The following is a 19886-nucleotide window of genomic DNA, read 5'->3' as shown; positions in this document are numbered from 1 at the left end:
GTTGTCTCCTCTTAAAGTCCTTTAAATACAAAGGAAAATTCCATCTTTTTATCGGTTTCCAGTAAATATTCTTCGTGTGTGCGTGCTCCCCAGCTGTCATCTCCACCGATTCCCATCTGGTCTTTTGCAACACGTACAACAGTGTAATGAACCTCCGGAAGTTCGTATGGATGCATTGCATTTTCCATCTCATGAGGAGTGTATGGAAGTGCTGAGAACATCATTGGACCATTGTTCTCATCCATCTCAAAGAGCATTCCTCTTCCCTTGCGGTCAGTTACTTTTGCCCAGCGCACTTCTTCTTTTGCACCACATTCCTGCGGAACCATATATCTTGCAATATTGTCTGCGACTTTGTTTGCATAGATGCCAAGTTTTGCTCCTTTTTTACGGTCAGAATAGGTCTCTGCCTCTCCAAGTCCGTACCATTCCACACGGTCATAATCTGCATTGAATTTGAAGATCACACCAAATTCCGGCATGTCACCAAGTTCTTTGACTGGGTCATAACTGAGGGTTGTCTTTACTCTTCCATCACCGGATACTTCATAGGAAAGTCTGCATTCGCTGAGTGGTGTGGTCGGCATGAGATACGTGTAAGTCACTTTTACAGTCTTCTCATTCACCTCTACTTCCGGCTCATTTCCCGGGCCGTATGGTCCCTGACGGAAGTCTTTGTGGCTTAAGTACATGCTGGCGATCTTCCACTGTCCGTAGCGCATTCCCATAAGATTTCCACAGTCATTATCCGTTGGTGCACGCCAGAAGTTTGGCTTTGGAATTGCCTCGATCATTTCTTTTCCGGCATATTTATAAGATACCAGACCGCCGTTCAATACAGAGAAAAGTACTTCAAAATGCGCCCCTCTGACACCGATATTGTGTGTACTGCGGATCACTTTTACACCTTCCGGGCAGGTCTTTTTCGGTTCTTCAACCTGGTATACATACTGTCCAAAAGCTACCTCATGTCCCGCTTCTGCCCATGCTTTATCTTCTTTCAGATGGAAGGAAACAGTCACTGCATATTCGCCTGGTTTCTCTTCTTTTGCGAGCGGAAGTGCATAGGTTTCTTCGCTTAATGGAGCAACTGCCGTTGCAAGAGAAGCCTTGCGGATCACTTTACCATTCTTTGCAACAGTTACTTTGCAGTCAAAAATATCTGTGTTCACAAACAGGTTCTTGTTGATGACTTTTACGCTGTCTGCACTGACTTCTGCAGTGATGTTCTGGTAGTTGAATTTGACTTCCTGCATCTTCGGAGAAGCATCTCTGTTTCCACCGTATGCGATACCATTTCCACTAAAGTTGTAGTCTGTCGGACGTTCTCCGAAGTCGCCGCCATACGCCTGGAATTCTTTGCCGTAGCGGTCTTTTTTGTAGATAGACTGGTCAATGTAGTCCCAGATAAATCCACCCTGATACTTCGGTTCTGTGTCGGTCAGATCTGTATATTTGTGCATTGCACCGCAGGAATTTCCCATTGCATGAGTATATTCACAGCAGATGAACGGCTTAGAATCATCTTTTGCAAGGAACTCCTTGATTGCCTCTACAGATGGGTACATCTGGCTTTCCATGTCGCTGGTATCGTTATATCTGCGGTCATGGCAAAGACCTTCATAGTGAACCAGACGGGTCGGGTCTGTGTTGCGGAAGAACTGGGACATTTCAAAAATATCCTTGCCTCCGAAGGACTCATTTCCGCAGGACCAGATCAGGATCGCCGTGTGGTTTTTGTCTCTCTGATACATGGAATTTGCACGGTCAAGCATCATATCCAGCCATTCCGGCTTGTCATGCGGCACAACGTAGGTGTAATCCTTTGTAAATTCAGCAACATCCCAGGAACCGTGGGATTCCAGGTTTGTCTCATCGATCATATAGATTCCGTATTCATCGCAGAGCTGATAGATCAGGGATGCATCCGGATAATGGCAGGTACGGATCGCATTGATATTGTTCTGCTTCATGGTCTTAAGGTCTTTGCGGAGTTCTTCTTCGGATACGTGTCTTCCGCTTACAGAACTGAATTCATGACGGTTAACACCCTTGAATACGATACGTTTTCCATTCAGTGTCATAATGCCGTCTTTCATCTCGAAACGACGGAATCCAACTCTCTGTGGGATCACTTCCTGAAGCTCTCCTGCCTCATTATAAACTTCCAGTGTCAGGTCATAAAGCTGTGGTTCTTCTGCGCTCCAGAGTACCGGATCTGCTACTTTCCAGGAATAAATTTCTTCTCCGTCGAGTGCTTTTTTGTCCTCGATCACGGTCTCTCCGTCTTTGGAAAGAGTAATCTTAACTGTGCCTTTGCCCCAGGTATTTGTTCTGATCTCAAGTGCTGCTGCACTTAATGTTTCATCCGGGATCGCACGGATCTGAAGGTCATAAACATGAACTTCCGGTACAGTATAAAGGTAAACATCTCTGTAAATTCCGGAGAAACGGAAGAAGTCCTGGTCCTCGCACCAGCTGCTTGCTGTCCATTTGAATACCTGTGCTGCGAGTTTGTTTTCGCCTTCTTTTACATATTCGGTCAGTTCAAATTCTGACGGTGTAAAAGAGTCTTCACTGTATCCAACAAAGTGTCCGTTGAGCCATAATGCAATGCCGCTCTCTGCTCCCTGGAAGGAGATAAAGAGACGTTTCCCCTGCATTTCTTCCGGCACTTCAAAGTATTTCACGTAGCTTGCAACCGGATTGAAATGCTCCGGAATCTCACCCGGATGGATGTCCTCGTGGCCTTCCCACGGATACTGTACGTTAGCATACTGAGGTGCATCATATCCTTCCATCTGGATATGGGCCGGTACACGGATATCATCCCAGTCTCTGCAGCAATATTCTTCTTTTTCGAATCCCGGAATCGCACTTCCATAGTTACGGGCATAGTGGAATTTCCAGATTCCGTTAAGGTCATAACGGAAGGAAGTTTCTTTTTCCTTCGCTTCCTCTCCATCTCTGTAATATGTGTGGTCAGAATGTGCATCCATTCTTCCATCTTTGAAATACTGTGGATCTTTTACTAAAGAATAATCAAAAGTTTTCATCATTATCCTCCTGCGTTTTATGGATTCATTATAGTATGTATCTTTCTCATGTGGTATAATAAGTCATTCCAAAAAATATAACATTTCGAAACAAGGTAAGCTTATGCCAATTTACTTCCGAAACACTCCCGTAACCATGCCATTCATGTTTGATTCTGTCGGAAACCACTGGTATCAGGAGAGTATGCAGCGTCCGAACGGACATCCACATTATCATTATCTCCAGACGGAGAAGGGACGTGGACGAATTGAGATCCGTGGAAAACATTATATCCTGGAGGAACAGGAAGGAATCCTGATTGCACCGTCTGTCCCTCATTCTTATACGAAAGAATCTGAGGAATGGGATACTGTTTTTGCCACATTTACCGGCACACTCTCTTCCGGGATCTCTTCGATCCTTCAGAATCAGTCGGTTGTTTTTGTCAGTAAGGAGCAGGGATGTCTGATCGAGCACATCATTTCGGACGCCGTTTCTGAATTCCAGAAATCCATTCCTGACATGAAAGTTCTCTCTACGCTCTGCTATGACCTGCTGCTTGCTTTTACTCTGGACACTTCTTCCGGAAATCTGACCGCCGATCCGTTGTATCAGAGATATGTTGCCCCCACTGTACGGGAAATCGAAACCAGATATTCTGAGGAACTGACTGTTCAGGAATTGAGCAGCCAGGTTTTTGTCACTCCTCAGTATCTCTCCCGACTGTTCCGCAAATTCCTGGGTGTTTCGGTCTATGAATATCTGACCGGCTACCGGATCAACAAATCCAAGGAACTGTTGCTGACTCACACGCACATGAAGATCCAGGAGATTTCCCTCGCGTCCGGTTTCACAGACACCAGCCACTTTATTTCGATCTTTCGGAAATACACGGGAACCACTCCACTTGATTTCCGTAAGGTTTACCACATGTAAATACGTTAAAAAGTTACAAAAAAGGATGCCGCATAATCTGTCTGGGACATATTACGCAATATACCCACAGGACCAAGCAGCATCCTTTTATTTAATTCATAATTACTTAACCGCTCCGGTAATACCTTCTGCGAACTGTTTCTGCAGTACGAAGAATACAACCATTGTCGGGATGGAACAGAATAATACGCCACACATCAGCATACCATAGTCTGTTACATAACCTGTGATCAGGTTGGCGATCAACATTGGCATTGTCATCGCCTTGTTATCAGTCATGATTACCTTCGGCCACAGGTAAGAGTTCCATGCATTCATGAAGGTAATAACTGCTGCAGCTGCATATGTAGATTTCATAGTAGGAATGAACATCTGTAAGAAGATTCTTACTTCGCTCAGTCCATCGATACGAGCTGCCTCGATAATATCTATAGGGAAGGATCTTGCGTTCTGACGGAACATCATGATCATAAACGGTGTAGAAATGATCGGAAGGATAAAACCAACTGCTGTATTCAGAAGTCCTGCTTTGGAGAACATCTTGAATAACGGAACCATGGTAGCAACCTGAGGAACCATCATTGCCAGAAGCAGAACGGAGAACAGTCTGTCTTTTGCCTTATCATGATAAACTTCAAAACCATATCCTGCGATAGAGCAGATCAGCAGACAGATCACTGTTGTAAGGATCGCATAGAAGAAAGAGTTTCCAAGTGCTCTCCACAGTGGCTGCTGAGCTGTCAGGTTTTTGAAGTTTTCCATGAAGTAACTTCCCGGAATAATTCGTCCACGAGATACATCTGTTGATGTATTTGTTGCAGCTGAGATCATCCAGTATAACGGAAATACTGAAATAAATGACACGATGATCAGAAAAATATAGGTAGGAATCAATCTTCTCTGAATTGCTGATTTGTTTTTCTTAGTCACGTGTATCACCTACTTTCAAGTTGATAAATGCAAGTACAGCTACCATAATGAATATAAGGAATGACATTGCTGATGCATATCCAAAATTCGGTACGTTGATAAAACATGTATTGTAAACATAATGGGACATTGTGATCGTTGAGTTCGCCGGACCACCTTTTGTCAGGTTGACGGACTCATCGAACAACTGTAATGTACCATTGATTGACATGATAAATGTCATGATAATTGTCGGTTTCAGAAGCGGAACTGTAATCTTCCAGAAAGTCTTCCAACCATTAGCACCATCGATCTTGGCTGCCTCGTATACAGAATATTCGATATTCTGAAGGCCTGCAAGATAGAATACCATGTTGTATCCTGTCCATCTCCAGATCAGCGCGATGATGATAACGATCTTGGCACTGGTGGAGTTTCCAAGGAAGTTGTAGCCGGTAGATAAGATTCCAAGTTTGATCAGGATACTGTTGATCAGACCATCTGTTGCAAACATGGAACGGAAGATCAGGGAATAGGAAACCAGGGATGTTGCACATGGAAGGAATACGCATGTACGGAAAAATCCTCTGAATTTCAGGTCTTTGTTGTTGAGCAGCTGTGCAAGTAAGATTGCGAGTACCAGCATGATCGGTACCTGAATGATCAGATACAGGAACGTATTGACAATTGACTGCTGGAATACCTTATCAGCCATGATACGCTGATAGTTACTGAAAATTGGTTCTGCGAACCGCATGTTTGCTCCGGCACCTGTCTGTAAAGAAATGATAAATGCACGGATCATTGGATAAAAACTCATGATTGCGATCATCAGTGTTGCCGGCAGAAGGAAAATCCATCCGGCAGCTCTCTGTTTCGCGATCAATGACATGCCTTTTTTCTTGGAATTCACAGGAACTCCCCCTTTCAAACCTAACTTTTAACGCACGACAGGGGACTGCAAGCAGTCCCCCGCCTTGATTACTTATAAATGTTCACTTTTCGAGATTCAGATTACTCTGTCATCTTGAATGCAAGTGTATCCTGTGCTTCCTGAAGTGCGTCTTCTACAGATGTACCATTTACGATATTAACAACTGCTGTGTTGACACATTCTCTTGCTTCATAGTGATACGGTGTCTTTGTGAACTCCGGAATATGAGAAGAGTACTCTACAATTGTTGAGAAGATCGGCTGGTCATTGAAGAATTCGTTTGGCTCGTTGTAAACATCAGATTCTCCAGCTGGCAGGTAGCAGGAAATTGCTCCTGTTTCCGGAAGGATTGCATCATAGAAATCTGTGCTGGAACCAAATGTGCTTGCAAGGAAGTCCTCTGCGAGTTCTACATTCTTGCAGTTAGATGTAATGTACCAGGAAGATCCACCGTTGTTAGCGTAGTTTGTTGCACTGTCAACATCGTCAACTTTTGGCATTGTTGTGATCTGCCACAGACCTTTCTGATCCTCTGTCTGCATCAGAGTAGCTGTAATCCAGTTACCATTTACGATACCAGCAGCCTCGCCGCTTGTGATTGTTGCAATGTACTCATCCCAGTTGTTTACGAGTTTAACAACGTCGTTTTTAACAAGGTCTACATAAAGGTTGATGCATTTTTCTGCTGTGTCGTTTCCAACGATATAAGCTTCTCCGTCTTCATTTACGAAGTTAGCTCCGCAGGACTGCATCATCATCATCAGAGTGTCGCCGCCTGTAGCTTCGCTTGTAAGGAGGTATTTACCGGTCTTTTCATGAACGTCTTTACCGATTTCCATGAATTTGGACCATGTGATGTCTGTCAGGTCATCCAGTGTGTATCCAGCTTCGTCAAGGATATCTGTACGATAGCAGGCGATAACAGCACCGTTGTCGAACGGAACACCGTAATGTGTGTCATCTATCATTGAATAGGACTGTTTCAGTTTTCCGAAATCATCCCAGTTGATGTCCATATCTTTGAGATCTGTGAAAGCGTCCGGATAGCTCTTCAGATATTTCTGATAGCTGTTGTCCTGCATCAGAACGATGTCCGGAAGTGTGCTGTAGTCACCAGCGTTAGCTGCTGTTGTCAGTTTGGTCTGGCAGTCATCAGAAGATGTCTCAATAACGTCTACTGCAAATCCATCATGATCTTTTGCATACTGCTCACCAGCCATCTGCATGGATTTGATGTTGAAGTTCTGATCCCATGCCCATACGGTTAAGGTGTTGTCATCGTCTGCTGCATAAACAGTTGTAGCTGCGCCGGCAAAGGATGCTGCCATAATACCTGTCATTAATACTGCAAGTAATTTTTTCTTCATTTAAATGTCCTCCTTTTATTAAGCGTATTCTTTTACCCCGAATTGCTTATGAATCAATTATAGCATCCGATTCAATAGGATAGTTTGCAGAATCATTTACATAATGTGCATTTTCGACCATTTTGTGTATTTCGCACTATTTACATGATTCATTTTTGGGTTTTTTGTTTGTTTTTCGCATTCATGCGTTTTTTGTCGTATCATTTTGATGAAAAAAATCCTCTCTTTTCGACAGAATGCATAGATTCTTTGTTTCCAAGAGAGGTTTTTGTTCTTATTTCATAAATTTTTCATTCATTTTTTGTACATATTTCACATATTTTTTTCACATTTTATGCAAAATAGACTTTTTGAGGATGCAGGGTTTTTATGGTATGCAGCATCTCATCCGTCAGATCAAGAAGAAGTTTTATTTTGTTTCCGTCCTCTTTTACGATCATTGTGTAGTATGGCACATCATCGTCGTAGGATGTGTAATCGTATTTTTTAAGCTTTTCTGTGCCGCCGTTTTTCTTGTATTTTGCAACGCTTTCGTGCCAGTGCGGCGCGGTCACTTCCATGTTTTTGAGTTCCAGGACATGAGCGGTCTTGCGGTATTTCTTGCCATAGATCACATCGATGGTAAGTGTATCGCTCTCAAGTGTGTACTCGTAATCTTTCTGGCTGAAGACATCATACACGAAATAAAGTGCCGCCAGCAAAAATCCTGCAAGCATGAAGGACTGAGAGATCGTGATTCCGAGTATTACAAAGAACACGGCAAAAATGATCATGACTTTTCGCAGGATACCGGACATGCTTTTTTTCTTCCGGGATACCTGCTCTACAATTTTGTAATCGTACATTAAAAAATTCCTTTCTGTCTTTTTCAGACACGTTTCCTTCTGATTTATCATAAACAGATTTCTCTGGTAAGCACTCTACCATCCCTCTTCTGAGTGGATGTCGAATTTCAGGATCTGCTGTTCGTAACTTTCCGGGCGTTTTCGCCATTCGATCGGGGTAACTCCCATAAGCTGCTTAAAGTTCCGGTTAAACGTTGAGTTTGTCGTAAATCCGCACTTGTGGGCAATATCCGCCACCGGCGCATCTGTTTTCTGCAGAAGATCACAGGCAGTCTGGATTCGCACGGTATTGATATATTCCAGCGGGCTTACTTTCATATAAGAGGTAAAAAGCCGTCGAAAATGTGTCTCACTGATGTGGCAGCTTTTTGCGAGATTTTCGATCTTGATATCTTCCATGTAGTGATCGGATATGTAATCGAGAGATCTGGAGATCATGTTCGTGATCTTTCCCTTTTCTTCCGGAACTCTCTCTTCTGCTTCATTTCGATTCATTCTGGCAATTTCCGCCAGAAGTGACGCAAGGATTCCTTTTGCTTCCTCAAGATAAAATTCCTCGCCATTTCGCATAATATCCATGATCTTGAGGATCTTGGATGCTACAGAAGTATTGTCTGCTTCTTTTAGAAACAGTGGTTTGGAATAAATACGCTGGAGCATTTTTTCTGCTTTTACAGGATTGTCCAGAAATTTCCGAAGAAATCCCTCTACATCGATAAACAGATACTCCCACTGGCTAAGATCTCCCGGATCACTGTTCGTAGTATGAGGATAATTCGGTGGAAGGACCGTAAACTCTCTTCCATGAAAACGCACCATATCCTCTCCCAGAATCAGATGCCCCTCTCCCTCATAGCAAAAGCCGATCTCAAGATAATTATGAAAATGAAGATAATCCACACCTTTGCCATAATTCTGCCGCCACTTCTGCCCCAGCAATGCCAGGATCGGGCTCCCCGCCGGCATCTGGTAGTAACGGAACTCCATCTTGGGTTTTTTTCTCTTTTTCGCCATTGTATCCCTCCGTTTCTCAGAGATATTGTATTATTGTACAACAAAAAAAGGGTAAAAAAAAGACCTCTCTGCCATAACTGGCATTGAGATCTTTTTCTTTTCCAGTCTTCTGACCGGTTTATATCGCTCCCAGAATTTCTCTGGCATTGTCGATCCGTTCCTTCGAAGGTGGTCTGACACCTTCCAGCGGATAAGGAATTCCTAGCTGTTCCCACTTAAATACACCAAGTGTATGGTACGGAAGCACTTCGACTCTCTCCACTGTTTTTAAAGTATGGATAAAATCTGCAAGCCTGTGGAGATACTCATCTTTATCGCTGCCTCCCGGAACCAGTACGTGGCGGATCCACATCGGTTTTCCCATATCTGACAATTTCCGTGCCATTGCCAGAATATTTTTGTTGGACTGTCCTGTAAGCTTGATATGTTCTTCTTCGTCAATCTGCTTGATGTCCAGAAGAACAAGATCAGTATACTTCATAAGCTCCAGCCATTTGGAATAAAAAGGTTCCTTTTCTGTGTAAGGATTGGCACTGGTATCAAGAGTCGTATGAACTCCTGCGGCCTTTGCCTGACGGAAAAATTCAATCAGGAAATCAATCTGAAGAAGAGGTTCTCCTCCACTCACAGTGATCCCGCCTTTGTTACCCCAGTAATTCTTATAGCGAAGAGCCTGTTTCAGAAGCTGAGACGGGGTGTACTGCTGCCCCTCTCCCATTTTCCAGGTGTCCGGATTATGGCAGAACTGGCAGCGCATTGCACATCCACTCAGGAATATCACATATCTGACGCCCGGTCCGTCTACTGATCCGAAGCTTTCCAGAGAATGGACATATCCTTTGATTTCTTCACTCATTATTACATTCTGTCGTGGCAGGTTCTGGCAATAACATCCAGCTGCTGCTCTCTTGTAAGGTCGATGAATTTAACGGCATATCCGGATACACGGATTGTGAAGTTTGCATACTCTTCTTTTTCCGGATGTTCCATAGCATCAATCAGTTTTTCTTTACCGAATACGTTAACATTGAGGTGATGAGCACCCTGATCAAAGTATCCGTCAAGCACACGAACAAGGTTCTCTGTACGTTCTTCTTCTGTATATCCCAGAGCATCAGGGTTGATGGTCTGAGTATTGGAGATACCGTCAAGGGCATCTTCATAGTCCAGTTTTGCAACAGAGTTGAGGGATGCAAGAAGTCCGTTCTGCTCTGCTCCATAGGACGGGTTGGCACCAGGTGCCAGCGGTTCGCCTGCTTTTCTTCCATCCGGAAGAGATCCTGTAGCTTTACCATAAACAACGTTGGATGTAATGGTAAGAATGGAAGTAGTAGGTTTGGAATCACGATAGGTATGGATGTGTTTCAGTTTCTCAAGGAATGTAGAAAGCAGTGTTGTTGCGATCTCATCTGCTCTGTCATCATCGTTACCATAACGTGGGAAGTCACCTTCTACGATGAAGTCTGTTGTGATTCCGTCTTCATCACGAACAGCTTTAACTTTTGCATATTTGATAGCGGACAGGGAGTCTACTACGTGAGAGAATCCTGCGATACCAGTTGCGAAAGAACGGTCAACCTTTGTATCGATCAGAGCCATCTCTGCTGCTTCATAGTAGTATTTGTCATGCATGTAGTGGATCATGTTCAGTGTTCCAACATACAGATGAGCCAGCCAGTCCATCATCTTGTCATATTTAGCAACTACTTCGTCATAATCAAGATACTCAGAAGTAATCGGCTGATAGTTCGGTCCTACCTGCTGTTTTGTCTTCTCATCAACACCACCGTTGATAGCGTAAAGAAGGCATTTTGCAAGGTTTGCACGAGCTCCGAAGAACTGCATTTCCTTACCTGTCTCAGTAGCGGATACACAGCAGCAGATGCTGTAGTCATCACCCCATACCGGACGCATAACATCATCGTTCTCATACTGAACAGAACTTGTCAGTACAGAGATGTCAGCTGTATATTTTTTGAAGTTTTCAGGCAGTCTTGAAGAATACAGAACTGTAAGGTTCGGTTCCGGAGCCGGTCCCATGTTTTCCAGTGTATGCAGGAAACGGAAGTCGTTCTTTGTTACCATGGAACGTCCGTCCTGTCCCATACCTGCAACTTCCAGAGTTGCCCATACCGGGTCACCGGAGAACAGCTGGTTGTAAGAAGGAATACGGGCAAATTTAACCATACGGAATTTCATTACCATGTGGTCAACAAGCTCCTGAGCTTCTTTCTCTGTAAGAGTTCCGTTCTCAAGGTCTCTTTCAATATAAACATCAAGGAATGTGGAAATACGTCCAACACTCATTGCAGCACCGTTCTGAGTCTTGATTGCTGCCAGATATCCAAAGTACAGCCACTGGAATGCTTCTCTTGCATTCTTAGCCGGCTCGGAAATATCAAATCCGTATGCTTCAGCCATAACCTTCATGCCTTTGAGAGCACGGATCTGATCAGCGATCTCTTCACGAAGCTGGAAGTCATAACGTCTCATACCCTGACGGTCGCATGCTGCGAAGTCTTTCTGTTTTCCTTCGATCAGAGCATCGATACCATACAGAGCAACTCGTCTGTAGTCACCAACGATACGTCCACGTCCGTAAGTATCCGGAAGACCTGTCAGGATCTTGCTGTGACGGGCTAATTTCATCTCTGGTGTGTAGATATCAAATACACCCTGGTTGTGTGTTTTGAATTCATAGTTGTGGAATACGTCTTTGATCTTGTCGCTTACTTTGTATCCGTAAGTTTCGCATGCCTGCTCTGCCATTTTGATTCCACCGTATGGCATAAATGCACGTTTCAGCGGTTTGTCAGTCTGAAGACCAACAACTGTTTCAAGATCTTTAAGATCTTCGTCGATGTATCCCGGGCCATATGCTGTCAGAGATGTAACAACCTCTGTTTCCATATCCAGAACTCCGCCTTTGGCACGTTCTTCTTTCTGCAGTTCCTGAAGTTTTCCCCACAGTTTGTTTGTTGCTTCTGTTGGTTCTTCCAGGAAGGAAGCATCTCCGTCATATGGTGTGTAGTTCATTGAGATAAAGTTACGAACGTCGATTTTTTCTTTCCAACGGTTTCCTTTGAAACCTTCCCACTGTGAAAAGTTTTTCATTTTGCACCTCTCTAATATATGATTTATTCCGCGTATGTCCCGTCTAACTTTTCTTGCAAAAGAAAAATAAGACCGGAATCTTATTAGTTTCAAGTGAACACTCCCTTGTTCACGCCGCTAGTGTACACTATGGAATACGCCGTTGTCAATCGATTAACGCATGCTTTTAATTTAATACAATTTGTAGCTGTGTCTTGATATTTTTTATCAACATGTTGTGGTTTTGTACTTTTTTACGTCCAAAAAATATACCCGGAAAAGTACAAAAAAGCAGCCTCTCGCTGCTTTTATATTCCCCTGTTCCACACATCAATATGCAGAAGCTGGAACAATAATGCAAATACTGTTTTGTAGATCGTTCGTGCCTTGAGAGCTGTCTTGTCCATATATCCAAGATGCATTTTGACTGCTACAGATACGGTGCTGTCGATGATGTTGGACACGATCACCTCCGGATCCATCAGATCGAACAGATCCTTGTAACACTGATAAATATACGGGTCGGAAAGCCCGCATCCCTTTGATACTTTACGGACGGTAACGCCTTCGATGCCTTCTTCTGCTACTACTTTATATATGGAACGCTGAAGTCTTTCTTTTAATTCTTCTTTTGTGTATTTTCGAGCCATTACACTCTCCTTCTGTATGCCGTTGATTTGGTTAAATTTGACCGAATCCCGACTGCTGACTTCGCTTTTTACATAAAAAAAGCAAGACAGCAGATGGATTCTCTGTTCTTGCAACTGGCTGGCTCGTTCTCGGCCCCTATAGCTTTGCGTCACTGCGTTACCACAGCTTTGCCTTTATGAAGTTAAGTTCATGGTAACGTAAATTCTGCATTTTTTCAAGGGTTTTGATCCAAATAAGTAAAAATTAATGTAAATGTTAAAGTAAATGTTAACCTGATTTATTTTAATTCATGGTGTAACATGGTATGATTAGAACAGTGAACAATGTAGTATCAATAAAATACGGGGAGGTAAACTATGTTTCAAATTCCCACAAAGATCGAACCGGCATATACCGCCGGGAACGTTCTTACACTTAACCAGCGAAAGATCCAGCCTGCTCTGCACAGGGGAAATATTCTTTCTGTAAATTTGAAGAAAACTTCATCTGGCCATGTACAGGAAAATCCCAAAAGAACACAGGCTTATCGACATCCAGAACCAGCACCTGTAACTCCGACAGTATCTTCGGTATCCTCTGCTCCGCAGAAACACGATATCCCGGTTCTTCGTAACGTCATACAGAAGGGCCAGAAAGTCCGTATCGGCACAGTCGGGCAGCTTCCAAAGGTGCGTGTTGCACTTGGCTGGAACGTCTCTAACCCTCAGTGTGATATCGATTTATCCGCTTATCTTCTGGATGCTTCAGGCAAGGTTCCCGGCGATGACTGGTTTGTTTTTTACGGACAGACACTGAGCCCCGACGGAAGTGTTGCCCTGCATGTAAACGGCTCCGGGGCAGACCGTGAATATGCGGATATTGATTTTTTCAAACTGAATACTTCCATACGGAAGATCGTTTTTGTCCTTACGATCAACGAGGCACTGGAGCGGCACCTAAATTTCAGCATGGTCAAAGATGCCTATATCCGGCTTCTCGATCCGGATTCCGGTCAGGAGATCTACAGTTTCATGCTGACCGATTATTATGACAATGTCACATCCATGATGCTCGGAGAGATTTACTTACATAATACAGAATGGAAATTCAACGCCATCGGAAATGGTGTCGCCAGAGATCTGGCGGGGCTCTGCCAGTTATACGGCGTTGAGACAAACTAACGGGAGGATACTCTTATGATCAAATTTGAAACCATAAACGAACTGACACTCAAAGTCACTACTACAGGCAACGACGTTATCTTCACCAAGACCGGTGCTTTTATCGCAGGCGACTGCAGCGGCAACACTAATTACCGCTTCGAAAAAGTCCTTCTCGGACCGCAGAAAAGTCTCGCCCAGGCAGCACTCGGCTCCCTGATGCGCCGCGTCACCGGTGAAAACATTCCTCTTACCAAAGTCACCATGAACGGTCCATCCGAAACCTATTACGCAGAAAGCGCACAGCATGTTCTGGTCTATAAACTGGAACCGGGCGAAACGATCTCTGTCGAATCCGAAAACCTGCTTGCATTTACACAGGACTGCAAATACAGCGTCCGCTTCATCGGTGTCGGCGTTTTGTCCCAGAAAGGTCTTGCTACCACCACACTTACCGGAACTGGAAGCGAAGCTTATGTGGCGGTCATCACTGACGGAAACCCGATCGCACTCAGCAATGTACAGTCCCACAATACGATCTCTGTCGATCCGGATGCTGTGATCTGCTGGATGGGCAATGGCGCCTGCGACCCGCGCATCACAACAGATGTCAACTGGAAAACCTTTATCGGACAGGCTTCTGGCGAATCTTATTCCTTTGAATGGCATGGCGGAATTCCGGTAACTGTTATCATTCAGCCTTCTGAACGCAGCGGCGGTATCCGCGTTGCAATCGATTAAAAAAATATCCCCTGCCACTTTAGCAGGGGATATTTCAAAATCAGCTCTTTTTATTTGTTAGATCTCATGATCGCTTTTCGTACCATATCCACAGGGATGATCAGTACTCCAAGAACCATGGAAACAAGCAGTGCTTTCAGTGTCAGAGGAGTTGTGCTGAAGACTTCTCCACCGATCTGGATCAGGACTGTCTGAAGAACAAAGATCGCACCCATTACAAGGATAAATCTCTTATTTTCTCCAATATGCTCAAACAGGTTAAATCTCTCAGATCTGGTATTCAGACTGTTAAAGATAATCGCATAAATAAAGAATGCAAACATAAAGGTCTTCTCATACAGATCCGGATTTGAACATCCTGCCGGCATAACTGCTGTTGTGATTCCGCCGACATTTTCCAGGATCAGGATAGATCCCAGAGTGATAAATATTGAACTTACACCAATTGCGGACTTGATATATCCTGTCAGGATATTGTCGCTTCTCTTTGCCGGCTGCTCGTTCATGTAACGGTTCAGGATCGGCTCACCGCCGAATGCCATAGCTGCCAGTGTATCCATGATCAGGTTGATCCACAGGATCTGTACGATAGAGAATGGCTCTGTCCAGCCAAGGATCGGTGCCAGAATGTTCATCAACAGGGTACTGATATTTACAGTTAACTGGAAGATCAGGAATTTGCCGACGGATTTTGCCATCGTTCTACTGTTCAGTACACAGTCTTTGATAGAAGTCAAACTGTTATTCAGGATGACAACATCGCCTGCTTCCTGTGCAACTGCGGTTCCATCTCCCATTGCAAATCCGATATCCGCCTGTTTCAGAGCAGGTGCATCATTGACACCGTCTCCGGTCATACCACAGACATCATCAAGCTGCTGTGCAACTGTGACAAGGCGTTTCTTGTCCAGAGGTTTCGCACGGCTGACAACACGAAGATTCGGAAGTTTTTTCTTAAGCTCATCATCAGAAAGCTGTTCCAGTTCATCATGAGTAAGAACAACTTCTGTCTTTTCATCTTTGAGGATTCCGGCTTCTTTTGCGATCGCAACGGCGGTCTCTTCGGCATCACCGGTAACCATGACTACCTGGATTCCGGCACGGTTCAGGACTTCAACTGTTTCGATCGCATCTTTTCTTACGTTATCTCGCAGAGAAAGGACTGCAAGAAGGATCTTCTGGGAACCGATGATCTTCACTACGGAGAGAAGTTTCATAGTTCTCTTCGCCTGTGCGACCATCTGCTCTTCTACTTTGGCTTTCTCTGCAGATGTAAATTCTGCGATGCTGCCATCTTCTGTCATATAATGTGTTACGTCATTGATGATGTTCTCTGTTGCACCTTTCCAGTAAACAGTGCCATCATTCAGTTCTACGGTTGCACATTTCTTCTCGGAATCAAATCCGCTGATCTCTTTTACTTTGGACGCATCAACTTTATCCGGAGCACCCTTCGAAATAGCATAGGTCAGAAGTGCACGGTCCATGTTGTTACTTCCGATCGCTTTACCTTCAGAGATTTTTGCAAGGTTATTCAGAGTGATCGCTTCCAGAAAATCATTATGTGAGACATGGTCAACGATTCTTCCGTCTCCAAGGACAAACTCTACCAGTGAAAGATTTCCCTCGGTAATGGTTCCTGTCTTATCACTGAACAGAAGGTTCATGTAAGCAGAATCAGAAAAAGCTGCCTTATGGCTTACAAGGATGTTTTTCTTATACATAGATTCTGTGTTCATGGACTGAACCAGGCTGTTCATCATCGGAAGACCTTCCGGTACTGCCATGATAACGATGGAGGCCATCAGCATAACAGCCTCTGCGATCAGAAGGATCACAAATACTGGCGTGATTGCTTCATCTGCACGCATGATAGAAAGAACAACCTGCAGGACACCTGCGATCGCTGCTGCGGAAACACCAAGTTTACCGATCCCACCGGCAACAACTTCAAGTTTGAGGCTGGAAGTATCTTTACGCTCTTCTTCCTCGTTTTCATCGGTAAGGGCTTTGTTGATCTTACCAAGTTCGGATGCATCACCGATCACGGTTGCTACCATATATGCCTCGCCGCTGGTAACGACTGATCCCATAAATACTTTATGTGCAGAAGAATAATCTGTAGATTCTGCTTCTTCCATAGTATCTGCTGCGGACTTGGACTCATCACGGGATTCTCCGTTCAGAGCTGCCTGAGATACTTTCACATTGCCTTTGAAAACAAGTCCGTCAACCGGGACTTTATCACCTGCCTGGATCAGAATCGTATCACCTTTGACGATGTCACTTGTCAGCACTTTGACAAGTTTGCCGTTTCTGAATACTTTTGCATAGGTTTTGTTGTATTCTTCCTGCAAAGCCTCACTTCTTGATGTATTTCTGTATTCAGATAAGGTACTGAATCCTGTTGCAAGTGCAATTGCAAGTATGATACTGATGATCTCAATAACGTCATTGTCGCCGCCCAGTGCCGGAACGATCACGCCAAGGATCGCAAGCACAACCTTAAGCGCCAGTGCAAGACAGAGAACCTTGATCCAGATATCGTCAAAAGCACCGATGAACATAGACCAGAGTGACTCTGTTTCTTTCTTGGCAAGTGCGTTGGTTCCATACTGCTGTTTGCTCTGCGCCGCCTGCTCCTCCGTCAAGCCCTGTTCAAGAGCTTTCCTGTTTAGTTTTTCACTCATTTTGGTGAATTCCTCTCTTAAAATAAATTTATATATATTCTGATAATGAAGCAGGAAGAGAAACTGCAAAAGTTTCTCTTCCCAAACTCTTCACATCATCATACATACCGTCTGCAAAGATCGCCGATCGATGTGTCCTTTGTACCCTGACCGATAGCTCCGAATTTCCATTCGCCATTATGTCTGTAGATCTCTCCAAAAATCATTGCGGTCATACCGGAATAGCTCTCGGTAAGGTCATATTTACACATCTCGCGATTGGTACTTCCATCTACAATTCTGATAAATGCATTTTTGATCATTCCAAAATGCTGTTTTCTCTGGACTGCTGAATAGATATTTACAACGATCACAATCTTGTCATATTCCTGCGGCACCCTGGAAAGTTCAATGAGGATCTGCTCATCATCGCCTTCTCCCTCGCCAGTCAGGTTATCTCCCATATGACGGACAGTGCCTGATTTGTGCACAAGATTTCCGAAATAAACAACATCTGTCTTATCCACAAATTTACCATTTTTCAGCAGGATAGCAGTCGCATCACAGTCAATATCTGCCGCCTTAAAAAGTCCGAACAGCCCTGATCTCTGCTCCACTGCATCCCATCCAAGTCCTACGAGTACGTTTGAAAGTCCCTTGCTCTCTTTGCTGAGACTGACTTTCTGTCCTTTTTGCAAACTAATCGACATATTCTATCTCCTCCCGGCATTCGCCAGTCAGTTAATGTGTAACGTTGTTTTTGATGCAAAAAAATTATGCAACTTCGATTCCGTAATGTCCGCAGAGTGCTGCCAGACCGCCCTGGAATCCACTGCCGATCGCATTGAATTTCCATTCGCCGTTGTGTTTGTAAAGTTCTCCAACAACAATAGCTGTTTCGATGGAGAAGTCCTCTCCCAGATCATAACGGATCAGTTCCTGGTTTGTATCTTTGTCCACGATTCTGATATATGCATTGGAAACCTGGCCGAAGTTCTGTCTTCTTGCCTCTGCCTCATAGATCGTTACTGTAAAAGCAATTCTCTCAACATTTGACGGAACATCGGCAAGAACAACTTCCAGTTCTTCATCATCACCTTCGCCCTCGCCAGTACGGTTATCTCCCATATGCTTTACGGAAGCTGACGGATGTTCAAGATTTCCATAGAAGATGAATTCTTTGTCCGTCGGGCATTTACCATTGGAACCAAGCATAAATGCTGCTGCATCAAGGTCAAAATCTGCACCTGTGTCAAAAGCATTTACATCCCAGCCAAGTCCTACCATGATGTTCTTTAAGCCCGGATTTCCCTTTGTAAGATCTACTTTCTGTCCTTTTGATAAATTGATTGGCATAGCTGTTTCCTCCTTTATGATTTCCTCTTTTGAGAAATTTTAACATGTTTTATTTGCCTGCACCACCATAAGTTTTGAGAAATTCCTGTTTGATATTCTCAAGGCGGGCCGCATCGTCGATACGCTGTTTTCTTGCTTCCTTCTGAATGTTCTGCGTTTCCTCGATACCATTGACGATCGTTCTCCACGTTGTTTCCAGCGTTTCGATCTTGACGGAACTTCCACTTGCAAGTCTCGCTGTCATCTTGGACTGCTCAACTGTATTCCTGGCATTTTTGATCAACATTTCATTTGTCTTCTTGTCAAGTTCTGACAGTGCCTCTGCCTGGATCTTCTGGCGTTTGAGCATGACTGCCTGGGCAAGCCCCTGCTTAAAGACTGGAAGCGTAACGATAAACGCTGAATTGATCTTTCTGACAAGGTTCATATTGCTGTATGCCATTGTCTTGATCATCGGAATGGACTGGATCGCAATATTCTCAGCAACGCGAAGATCCTGTGTACGCTGTTCCAGCATCATAAGTGCATTGTTCAGTCCTGCCAGTTCAAGCTGAATGGAGTTATCTCCTGTCGCCTCAAAATCTGCCTGGCGCTGTGCAATGTAAGCTTCCAGTTCACGGCAGCCCTGCTCACCGGCAAGAATGTATTTGACAAGCTGATGGTAATAATCGACATTTGCATCAAACATCTGCTCCAGCTTACGGTTGGACTGCTTGATCTCGCCCTCATACTCACGGAGCTGCACATAGATCTTGTCTACTTCCTCTCCCATTGTATGATATTTGTCGAGGATCTTTTCGAGCTGTTTCTTCATATTTCCAAACAGCTTGTTAAACAGGCCTTTGTTTTCCTGAAGTTCACTCGGATCAAACTTTGACATGATCTTGGACAGCGATTCAAGCATCTCACTGGACTCATCCAGCTGGCTCATACTCATGCTGTTCAGAACAACATCCGATGCTTTTGCAATCTCCTCTGCCGCCTCTGCACCGAAAGAAACGATCGTTTCGAGATTATTGACCTCGATCGTGCTTACAAGTGCGTCGACCTCCTCGGAATTCGTCAGTGTTTCATTCATTTGCTGACGGTCTGCCATGATATCATATGGCTGCACTGTCTCAATCTCAGTGCTGGCTGCCGGTGCAGATTCCACGGGTGATGCCGGTGGCGTTACCTTGCTGAAATCAATTCCCATA

Annotated in this window: 16 protein-coding genes and 1 riboswitch; of the genes, 3 read left to right on the top strand and 13 right to left on the bottom strand. The window is 44.2% G+C overall.

What is annotated here, in order from left to right; genetic code table 11:
• Nucleotides 1-11: 11 nt before the first annotated feature.
• A complete protein-coding gene (locus tag DXC01_RS12705; protein WP_118699039.1) occupies nucleotides 12-3056 on the bottom strand; it encodes a glycoside hydrolase family 2 TIM barrel-domain containing protein in 3045 nt (1014 codons plus the stop codon).
• 103 nt (nucleotides 3057-3159) lie between these two features.
• On the opposite strand from DXC01_RS12705, the gene DXC01_RS12700 reads away from it, so the two are divergent.
• A complete protein-coding gene (locus tag DXC01_RS12700) occupies nucleotides 3160-3972 on the top strand; it encodes an AraC family transcriptional regulator (RefSeq protein WP_118252682.1) in 813 nt (270 codons plus the stop codon).
• Between the two features lie 102 nt (nucleotides 3973-4074).
• Here DXC01_RS12700 and DXC01_RS12695 read toward each other — a convergent pair whose 3' ends face one another.
• From DXC01_RS12695 to DXC01_RS12660, 8 genes are all read right to left on the bottom strand, one after another.
• Nucleotides 4075-4902 carry a carbohydrate ABC transporter permease gene (locus DXC01_RS12695; protein ID WP_173905847.1) on the bottom strand — a complete coding sequence of 276 codons (828 nt, stop codon included), beginning with the start codon at nucleotides 4900-4902 and terminating at the stop codon, nucleotides 4075-4077.
• The gene (locus tag DXC01_RS12690; RefSeq protein WP_118252683.1) at nucleotides 4895-5794 is read right to left on the bottom strand and encodes a carbohydrate ABC transporter permease; all 900 of its coding nucleotides are present in this window, start codon (nucleotides 5792-5794) and stop codon (nucleotides 4895-4897) included. Before DXC01_RS12690 ends, DXC01_RS12695 begins: the two co-directional genes overlap by 8 nt.
• Before the next feature lie 101 nt (nucleotides 5795-5895).
• Nucleotides 5896-7182 carry an ABC transporter substrate-binding protein gene (locus DXC01_RS12685; protein ID WP_118252684.1) on the bottom strand — a complete coding sequence of 429 codons (1287 nt, stop codon included), beginning with the start codon at nucleotides 7180-7182 and terminating at the stop codon, nucleotides 5896-5898.
• A gap of 332 nt (nucleotides 7183-7514) precedes the next feature.
• Nucleotides 7515-8027, bottom strand: coding sequence for a hypothetical protein (locus DXC01_RS12680; protein ID WP_022213447.1), 513 nt, complete (start codon nucleotides 8025-8027; stop codon nucleotides 7515-7517).
• Nucleotides 8028-8102: 75 nt separating this feature from the next.
• Entirely contained in the window at nucleotides 8103-9041 is a 939-nt protein-coding gene (locus DXC01_RS12675) for an AraC family transcriptional regulator (RefSeq protein ID WP_227222547.1), read from the bottom strand.
• Between the two features lie 118 nt (nucleotides 9042-9159).
• Entirely contained in the window at nucleotides 9160-9897 is a 738-nt protein-coding gene (gene pflA / locus DXC01_RS12670; protein WP_118252685.1) for a pyruvate formate-lyase-activating protein, read from the bottom strand.
• Between the two features lie 2 nt (nucleotides 9898-9899).
• Complete coding sequence (gene pflB, locus DXC01_RS12665) at nucleotides 9900-12155, bottom strand: formate C-acetyltransferase (protein ID WP_118699038.1); 2256 nt, start codon at nucleotides 12153-12155, stop codon at nucleotides 9900-9902.
• A 287-nt stretch (nucleotides 12156-12442) separates the two neighbouring features.
• Nucleotides 12443-12784 (bottom strand): TetR/AcrR family transcriptional regulator, encoded by a 342-nt coding sequence (locus tag DXC01_RS12660; protein WP_118699037.1) that lies wholly within the window; start codon nucleotides 12782-12784, stop codon nucleotides 12443-12445.
• 106 nt (nucleotides 12785-12890) lie between these two features.
• Nucleotides 12891-12967: riboswitch (cyclic di-GMP riboswitch) on the bottom strand.
• 174 nt (nucleotides 12968-13141) lie between these two features.
• Here DXC01_RS12660 and DXC01_RS12655 point away from each other — a divergent pair.
• Nucleotides 13142-13945, top strand: a complete 804-nt coding sequence (locus tag DXC01_RS12655; RefSeq protein ID WP_118699036.1) for a TerD family protein — start codon at nucleotides 13142-13144, stop codon at nucleotides 13943-13945.
• Between the two features lie 15 nt (nucleotides 13946-13960).
• A complete protein-coding gene (locus DXC01_RS12650; protein WP_118252689.1) occupies nucleotides 13961-14665 on the top strand; it encodes an AIM24 family protein in 705 nt (234 codons plus the stop codon).
• A gap of 50 nt (nucleotides 14666-14715) precedes the next feature.
• On the opposite strand, the gene DXC01_RS12645 is transcribed toward DXC01_RS12650, so the two are convergent.
• The 4 genes from DXC01_RS12645 to DXC01_RS12630 all read right to left on the bottom strand — a co-directional run bounded on the left by DXC01_RS12645 (nucleotide 14716) and on the right by DXC01_RS12630 (nucleotide 19885).
• Nucleotides 14716-17355: a cation-translocating P-type ATPase gene (locus DXC01_RS12645; RefSeq protein WP_118699050.1), complete on the bottom strand. Its 2640-nt coding sequence runs from the start codon at nucleotides 17353-17355 to the stop codon at nucleotides 14716-14718.
• Between the two features lie 98 nt (nucleotides 17356-17453).
• A complete protein-coding gene (locus tag DXC01_RS12640) occupies nucleotides 17454-18044 on the bottom strand; it encodes a TerD family protein (RefSeq protein WP_118699035.1) in 591 nt (196 codons plus the stop codon).
• Nucleotides 18045-18108: 64 nt separating this feature from the next.
• A complete protein-coding gene (locus DXC01_RS12635) occupies nucleotides 18109-18690 on the bottom strand; it encodes a TerD family protein (RefSeq protein ID WP_022213637.1) in 582 nt (193 codons plus the stop codon).
• A gap of 49 nt (nucleotides 18691-18739) precedes the next feature.
• Nucleotides 18740-19885, bottom strand: coding sequence for a toxic anion resistance protein (locus DXC01_RS12630; RefSeq protein ID WP_022213636.1), 1146 nt, complete (start codon nucleotides 19883-19885; stop codon nucleotides 18740-18742).
• Nucleotide 19886 lies beyond the last annotated feature (1 nt).

Source organism: Blautia sp. OM07-19, assembly GCF_003481595.1.
In the GTDB taxonomy this organism is placed as follows: Bacteria; Bacillota; Clostridia; order Lachnospirales; family Lachnospiraceae; genus Blautia_A; species Blautia_A intestinihominis.
Note: the sequence above shows the minus strand (reverse complement) of the source record. Positions and strands in the feature narration are given on the sequence as shown.

Excerpts from the sequence above, each read along its gene's own strand:
- DXC01_RS12705 (WP_118699039.1), bottom strand. The coding sequence starts at position 3,056 with ATGAAAACTTTTGATTATTCTTTAGTAAAAGATCCACAGTATTTCAAA.
- DXC01_RS12700 (WP_118252682.1), top strand. The coding sequence starts at position 3,160 with ATGCCAATTTACTTCCGAAACACTCCCGTAACCATGCCATTCATGTTT.
- DXC01_RS12685 (WP_118252684.1), bottom strand. The coding sequence starts at position 7,182 with ATGAAGAAAAAATTACTTGCAGTATTAATGACAGGTATTATGGCAGCA.
- DXC01_RS12680 (WP_022213447.1), bottom strand. The coding sequence starts at position 8,027 with ATGTACGATTACAAAATTGTAGAGCAGGTATCCCGGAAGAAAAAAAGC.
- DXC01_RS12675 (WP_227222547.1), bottom strand. The coding sequence starts at position 9,041 with ATGGCGAAAAAGAGAAAAAAACCCAAGATGGAGTTCCGTTACTACCAG.
- pflA (WP_118252685.1), bottom strand. The coding sequence starts at position 9,897 with ATGAGTGAAGAAATCAAAGGATATGTCCATTCTCTGGAAAGCTTCGGA.
- pflB (WP_118699038.1), bottom strand. The coding sequence starts at position 12,155 with ATGAAAAACTTTTCACAGTGGGAAGGTTTCAAAGGAAACCGTTGGAAA.
- DXC01_RS12660 (WP_118699037.1), bottom strand. The coding sequence starts at position 12,784 with ATGGCTCGAAAATACACAAAAGAAGAATTAAAAGAAAGACTTCAGCGT.
- DXC01_RS12655 (WP_118699036.1), top strand. The coding sequence starts at position 13,142 with ATGTTTCAAATTCCCACAAAGATCGAACCGGCATATACCGCCGGGAAC.
- DXC01_RS12650 (WP_118252689.1), top strand. The coding sequence starts at position 13,961 with ATGATCAAATTTGAAACCATAAACGAACTGACACTCAAAGTCACTACT.
- DXC01_RS12645 (WP_118699050.1), bottom strand. The coding sequence starts at position 17,355 with ATGAGTGAAAAACTAAACAGGAAAGCTCTTGAACAGGGCTTGACGGAG.
- DXC01_RS12640 (WP_118699035.1), bottom strand. The coding sequence starts at position 18,044 with ATGTCGATTAGTTTGCAAAAAGGACAGAAAGTCAGTCTCAGCAAAGAG.
- DXC01_RS12635 (WP_022213637.1), bottom strand. The coding sequence starts at position 18,690 with ATGCCAATCAATTTATCAAAAGGACAGAAAGTAGATCTTACAAAGGGA.
- DXC01_RS12630 (WP_022213636.1), bottom strand. The coding sequence starts at position 19,885 with ATGGGAATTGATTTCAGCAAGGTAACGCCACCGGCATCACCCGTGGAA.